Annotated in this window: 1 protein-coding gene; it reads left to right on the top strand. The window is 59.6% G+C overall.

Translation table 11 applies throughout. The features are described from left to right. Positions 1 to 87: 87 nt before the first annotated feature. A partial coding sequence (locus KBX53_RS35620) for a class I fructose-bisphosphate aldolase (RefSeq protein ID WP_210864102.1) occupies positions 88 to 473 on the top strand: 386 nt, incomplete at its 3' end.

Below are 473 nucleotides of genomic sequence, written 5' to 3'. Positions count from 1 at the left end.
ACCCTGCGACGAACGTTAACTCGGCAATTGCCCGAGAACCGTCTATTTTCACAGGCAAGGGCAGAATCGTTTTGGGAGGACCTCTCGATGAATCTGACTGAGCTCAACAAGATCGCGACCGCCATGGTCGCGCCGGGCAAGGGCATTCTTGCCGCCGACGAATCCTCCGGCACCATCAAGAAGCGTTTCGACGCGATCGGCGTGGAATCGACGGAAAGCAATCGCCGCGACTATCGCGAGATGCTGTTCCGCTCGAAGGAGGCCATGAGCCAGTATATTTCCGGCGTGATCCTCTATGACGAGACGATCTGGCAGGACGCCGCGGACGGCACGCCGCTGGTGAAGTTGATCGAACAGAGCGGCGCCATCCCCGGCATCAAGGTGGATGAGGGCACGCAAGCCCTGCCGATGTGCCCGGGTGAACTGGTCACCGTCGGGCTGGACAAGCTCGCCGAGCGGCTGAAGAAATATTA

This window comes from Micromonospora sp. M51 (assembly GCF_018070305.1).
GTDB classification, from domain to species: domain Bacteria; phylum Actinomycetota; class Actinomycetes; order Mycobacteriales; family Micromonosporaceae; genus Micromonospora; species Micromonospora parva.
The sequence above is the reverse complement of the archived record's forward strand: the minus strand, read 5'-3'. Positions and strand labels throughout refer to the sequence as shown.